The 5,025-nt window shown below is 56.1% G+C and carries 7 protein-coding genes; 5 read left to right on the top strand and 2 right to left on the bottom strand.

Annotated features, from left to right (window positions below; all coding sequences use genetic code 11):
* The 4 genes from H8S59_RS26850 to H8S59_RS26035 form a co-directional block, all read left to right on the top strand.
* Positions 1–249 (top strand): hypothetical protein (locus H8S59_RS26850; protein WP_214658479.1); only part of this gene is annotated, 249 nt, incomplete at its 5' end.
* 11 nt (positions 250–260) lie between these two features.
* Positions 261–1,586: an MFS transporter gene (locus H8S59_RS26045; protein ID WP_095096114.1), complete on the top strand. Its 1,326-nt coding sequence runs from the start codon at positions 261–263 to the stop codon at positions 1,584–1,586.
* 358 nt (positions 1,587–1,944) lie between these two features.
* Positions 1,945–2,364 (top strand): hypothetical protein, encoded by a 420-nt coding sequence (locus H8S59_RS26040; RefSeq protein WP_187523285.1) that lies wholly within the window; start codon positions 1,945–1,947, stop codon positions 2,362–2,364.
* A 141-nt stretch (positions 2,365–2,505) separates the two neighbouring features.
* Complete coding sequence (locus tag H8S59_RS26035; RefSeq protein ID WP_027898068.1) at positions 2,506–3,129, top strand: flavin reductase family protein; 624 nt, start codon at positions 2,506–2,508, stop codon at positions 3,127–3,129.
* Here H8S59_RS26035 and H8S59_RS26030 read toward each other — a convergent pair whose 3' ends face one another.
* Entirely contained in the window at positions 3,130–3,369 is a 240-nt protein-coding gene (locus H8S59_RS26030; RefSeq protein WP_095096120.1) for a hypothetical protein, read from the bottom strand.
* Between the two features lie 52 nt (positions 3,370–3,421).
* Complete coding sequence (locus H8S59_RS26025; protein ID WP_095096123.1) at positions 3,422–3,751, bottom strand: antibiotic biosynthesis monooxygenase family protein; 330 nt, start codon at positions 3,749–3,751, stop codon at positions 3,422–3,424.
* A 316-nt stretch (positions 3,752–4,067) separates the two neighbouring features.
* Between H8S59_RS26025 and H8S59_RS26020 the strand changes: the two genes are divergently transcribed.
* The gene (locus tag H8S59_RS26020; RefSeq protein ID WP_187523284.1) at positions 4,068–4,997 is read left to right on the top strand and encodes an AraC family transcriptional regulator; all 930 of its coding nucleotides are present in this window, start codon (positions 4,068–4,070) and stop codon (positions 4,995–4,997) included.
* Positions 4,998–5,025 lie beyond the last annotated feature (28 nt).

The raw sequence follows: 5,025 nt of genomic DNA, 5'->3' as shown, positions 1-5,025 counted from the left end.
GCTGCCGAAGGCTGCGATGCATTTTTCCTGACACACCGCCATCGCAGCCTTCGGCAGCTCCTACAGAAATTTGCGTTAGCGATGAATTATCGGCAGTTTTCCGCCTACCCCTACCCCAGCAATAAGCGGATTTCCGCTTATTGCTTGCCCCTCGTGCCCTCTAGACCGGCGTTTCCTCACATGGCACAGCTCCTGCTATATCCACAGCAAGGCTGCGCAATGACGCGCCATTCTAAAAACAATGAATAATAAGGAACATGATGGACACTCCCAACTCTGCTTCCAAAGGGTCGGCCAACGCTCCAGCGGCTGAAAAAACCACCTCAACCCGTCTTAAATCCATTTTCAGCGGCTCGGTCGGCAACATGGTTGAGTGGTATGACTGGTACGTCTACGCCGCCTTCTCCCTCTATTTCGCCAAGTCCTTTTTCCCCAAGGGCGACACCACCGCACAACTGCTCAACACCGCTGCCATCTTCGCCGTAGGCTTCTTGATGCGCCCGATTGGCGGCTGGCTGATGGGTTTGTACGCCGACCGCAAAGGCCGCAAGGCAGCGTTGATGGCTTCGGTGCTGCTGATGTGTTTTGGCTCTCTGATCATCGCGTTGACTCCGGGCTATGAAGTCATCGGTGTCGGCGCTCCGATCCTTCTGGTATTCGCCCGCTTGTTGCAAGGTCTGTCAGTGGGCGGCGAGTACGGCACTTCAGCGACCTACCTCAGTGAAATGGCAACCAAGGAACGCCGGGGCTTCTTCTCCAGCTTTCAGTATGTGACGCTGATTTCCGGCCAGCTCATCGCGCTCGCCGTATTGATCGTGCTGCAACAGACGCTGACAACCGAACAGCTGTACTCGTGGGGCTGGCGCGTGCCGTTCGTGATTGGCGCACTCTGTGCGGTCGTCGCGCTGTTCCTGCGTCGTGGCATGGAAGAAACTGAATCGTTTACCCGCGCCAAGAAGGAAAAGCCAAAAGAAAGCCTGATGCGCACCTTGATGCGCCACCCCAAGGAGCTGATGACCGTAGTCGGCCTGACCATGGGCGGCACACTGGCTTTCTATACGTACACCACCTACATGCAAAAGTATCTGGTGAACACGGTCGGCATGAGCATCAGTGATTCCACCACGATCTCGGCTGCAACGCTGTTTCTGTTCATGGTGATTCAACCACTGGTGGGCGCACTGTCCGACAAGGTCGGCCGTCGGCCAATTCTGATTGCCTTTGGCGTGATGGGGACATTGTGTACGGTGCCCATTCTGACCACCTTGCACACGATCCAGTCCTGGTGGGGGGCATTCTTCCTGATCATGGCGGCGCTGATCATCGTCAGCGGCTATACCTCGATCAACGCCGTAGTAAAAGCCGAGCTGTTCCCGACCGAGATTCGCGCGCTGGGTGTTGGCTTGCCCTACGCGCTGACCGTTTCGATCTTTGGCGGCACCGCTGAATACATCGCGCTGTGGTTCAAGAGTATCGGTATGGAAACCGGTTACTACTGGTACGTCACCGCCTGTATCGCCTGTTCGCTGCTGGTCTATGTGTTCATGAAGGACACTCGCAAGCACTCGCGGATTGAAACCGACTGACACATCTATCAGCGGTAATGATGAAGGGCAGCCACATTCAGTGTGTCTGCCCTTTTTAATGAGAGCGACTCGTAACTAACACTGACGAAATCAGTGCAATTACAAGCTAATAAACTATCTGAAACAGCAATAAATAATACGTTTAAAATTTGTCAAGAGGGTTTATTACAAAGTTTTTCAGAGAAACGCACCACTCTGAAGCAAGCAGACCTGCGAAGCCCGAAAATCGCGCCTTACGGCCTACTATCATTTCTAACGATGGTCGTTAGCACTGCTATTCACTTCTGAATAAATTTCAGGCGCGTAGCATTCACTCCATACCGAACTGACAACCCATTCGATTACTGGAGTAACAATCATGAAAACCAACAAACTGATTTTTGGTCTTGCTTTCTCTGTTCTGGCTTCGAGCGCTTTCGCTTCGCCACAAATGCCTAGCCTGCCAGGCAACAACCACACCAACGTCATTGAGCAGACTTCGACGCTCACCGTTGCTGAAGGCGGTTCCGTACACACTAACGTCGGCAGCATCCGTCAGGCCGCTGTTGGCAATGACCAGATTGGCGCAGATCGTTTGGCTGAAGACGGTGCTGACCGTGTAGGTCCTAATCGTCAGGCTGCAGATGGTGCTGATCATGTAGGTGCAAATCGTCTGGCTGAAGATGGTGCAGACCGAGTTGGTGCTAATCGCCTGACCTCTGACGGCGCTGACCATGTTGGTGCAAATCGTCTGGCCGCTGATGGCGCAGACCGTGTAGGTGCAAACCGTCGGGTGTAATTGCTCGACGTGTCCCCTTTAGCCCGGCCCTAGTGCCGGGCTTAATCGTTTTTGAATCACACGAAACTGTCGGGCGCTGCGAATTGTCAGGCACTATAGACGCATCTTTTCATGCGCCTTCAAGGCCAACAGGACTAGCACATGTCAGACGATATTTACTCTTACGAACCCTCTCTCGGCCACGGCCTGCCTCACGATCCGTTCAACGCCATCGTGGGCCCGCGCCCCATCGGCTGGATTTCTTCGCAGGATGCCGACGGCAAGCTGAACCTGGCGCCGTACAGCTTTTTCAACGCCTTCAACTACATTCCGCCGATCATCGGTTTCTGCAGCGTCGGCCGTAAAGACAGCCTCAATAATATCGAGCAGACCGGCGAGTTTGTCTGGAATCTGGCCACGCGCTCGCTGGCCGAAGCCATGAATCAGAGCTGCGCGCCGGTGGCTGCAGATGTCAGCGAATTCGAACTGGCGAACCTGACGCCGCTGGCATCGCAAATCGTAGCGGTGCCGCGGGTGAAGGAGACGCCTGTTTCGTTCGAGTGCAAGGTGACCCAGATCATCCAGCTACAGCGTGCCGACAAGGAAGTCGTACCCAGCTGGTTGATTCTTGGCGAGGTGGTGGCGGTGCATATCGCTAAATCGCTGCTCAAGGACGGTATCTATGACACCGCAGCGGGGGAACCGATTCTGCGTGGCGGCGGCCCGGCGGATTATTTCCAGCTAGGCCCGGAAGCGCTGTTCAAGATGCACCGTCCCAAAGCCTGATCAATGGGCCTGAAATGAAAGGCCGCCCTCGGTATCGATTTCGATCAAGCGGTTCAGCTCAGCACTGGCTGCAACGTCGGCTTCATGGGCGGTCTTGAATTTTTGCTCTGGCAGTACCCGGTTGAATACCGGCGCACCACCGGCCCCCAGGCCTTTTACTGCAATGGCAGCGCTATAGCCACCCTCGCCCGGAACAACCGCGGAAACAGCTTCGAAGCCATTGAGTTCTTTACGTGCCATGGGTGCAGATCCTGCTTGTGCCTTAAAGCGGGAGATTCTAAACCGGCGGCGCTCAAACCGCTTGCATCAGCTGCTCGGCTTCAGCCTGTGTGGCGAAAGTATGGAAATCCAGGCTGCTGACCATATAGGTCTGCATGACGTCGGAGAATACTTGCAACTCGGGCGTGGTCAGCCAGCTGCTCATCGCCTCTTCACTCGCCCAGCAGCCGGAGATCAGCCACAGATCAGGGTCTTTCAGCGAGTGCTGTAACGCGAAGCTCAAGCAACCGTCGGCCGTGCGTGAAGGCTCGATCAGGCAGCGCAGGCGCTCGCCCAGTTGTTCGCTCTGACCGGTCCTGGCGCGGGCGAAAACCAGATGGCTCACGGGTGATGACTGAGGCATGGTCATGGCTCCTTTGTCTGCAGGATGATTATCGGGGTGCGGCGACAGGAACCGAGATTAGAGGCTTAGCGCAATGAACGTTAGTCAGTTACTGTTGGCTTCTTGCCTGATCCTGCAGCGCTGTGAAAAGCACATCGCATGCACAACGATGGTCCGAGGGCGTTCGTACACAGCACCAGGCAATGCCTGATCCGGTTTAGCAGCCTCGGATACGCACCTTGGCAGGATCAGGCAATCATCTCGCAGGAATCGGGTAGTGCTTTGGCTTGCACAAAAATAAGCTGGGCACATCAATGAAGGATTAAAGGACTCGCCCATGCCGCAACTCCAGCCACTCAAAGAACCGCTCAGCGAGGACCTGGAGAAGCAGCGAATCGAGCTGGCTGATCTGGTTCGCCGGTTCGCCCCAACCGAAGGCTCGTTCCAGACGGCAATTTCACCGCTGCACATGGTGCGTTATGAAAGCCCGGCGCAATCGCTGCCGAGCCTGGTCCAGCCCGCGCTGTGCCTGTTCGCCCACGGTAGCAAGGAAGTACGCCTCGGCGATGAGACCTACACGTACGACCCACTCAACTATCTGGTGCTGTCTGTCGCGTTGCCGCTGAGCGGTAGAATCCTCCACGCGACGCCGGAAAATCCGAATCTGGCCTTGCGACTGGATATCGACCCGGCAGATATCAACGCACTGATTGCCGAAGCCGGGCCGATGAGCGTTCCTACCCGCCCCAGTGGACGCGGTCTCTATGTCGAGAGGATCGACACCCAGTTGCTGGATGCCGTGCTTCGCCTGTCACGTTTGCTCGACAGCCCTAAAGACATCGCCATGCTTGCGCCACTGATCAAGCGCGAAATCCTCTATCGCCTGTTACGCAGCCCCCAAGGCCATCGCCTCTACGAAATCGCCATCACCAGTTGCCAGACTCATCGCGTGACTCAGGCGATCCGATGGCTCAACCACAATTTCACTGAGCCTTTGCGCATTGAAGAGCTGGCCAGGGAGGTGAATCTCAGTGTTTCCACCCTGCATCATCGCTTCAAGGCCGTCACGGCGATGAGTCCGTTGCAATACCAGAAGCAGTTGCGGCTGCAGGAAGCACGACGCTTGATGCTGGCCGATGGGCTCGACGCGTCGGCTGCAGGTTACCGAGTGGGTTACGAAAGCCCGTCGCAATTCAGCCGCGAATACAGCCGCCTGTTCGGTGCCCCGCCGTTGCGCGATCTGGCAAGGTTGCGGGCCACTGTTTAGCGCTGCTCGCTACACATTCCTGTAGGAG

Origin of the sequence: Pseudomonas folii (assembly GCF_014357575.1) — a bacterium.
Lineage (GTDB): Bacteria > Pseudomonadota > Gammaproteobacteria > Pseudomonadales > Pseudomonadaceae > Aquipseudomonas > Aquipseudomonas folii.
Note: the sequence above shows the minus strand (reverse complement) of the source record. Positions and strands in the feature narration are given on the sequence as shown.

Bases quoted from the DNA above. Each gene is read 5' to 3' on its own strand.
- H8S59_RS26045 (WP_095096114.1), top strand. From the start codon at position 261: ATGGACACTCCCAACTCTGCTTCCAAAGGGTCGGCCAACGCTCCAGCG.
- H8S59_RS26040 (WP_187523285.1), top strand. From the start codon at position 1,945: ATGAAAACCAACAAACTGATTTTTGGTCTTGCTTTCTCTGTTCTGGCT.
- H8S59_RS26035 (WP_027898068.1), top strand. From the start codon at position 2,506: ATGTCAGACGATATTTACTCTTACGAACCCTCTCTCGGCCACGGCCTG.
- H8S59_RS26030 (WP_095096120.1), bottom strand. From the start codon at position 3,369: ATGGCACGTAAAGAACTCAATGGCTTCGAAGCTGTTTCCGCGGTTGTT.
- H8S59_RS26025 (WP_095096123.1), bottom strand. From the start codon at position 3,751: ATGCCTCAGTCATCACCCGTGAGCCATCTGGTTTTCGCCCGCGCCAGG.
- H8S59_RS26020 (WP_187523284.1), top strand. From the start codon at position 4,068: ATGCCGCAACTCCAGCCACTCAAAGAACCGCTCAGCGAGGACCTGGAG.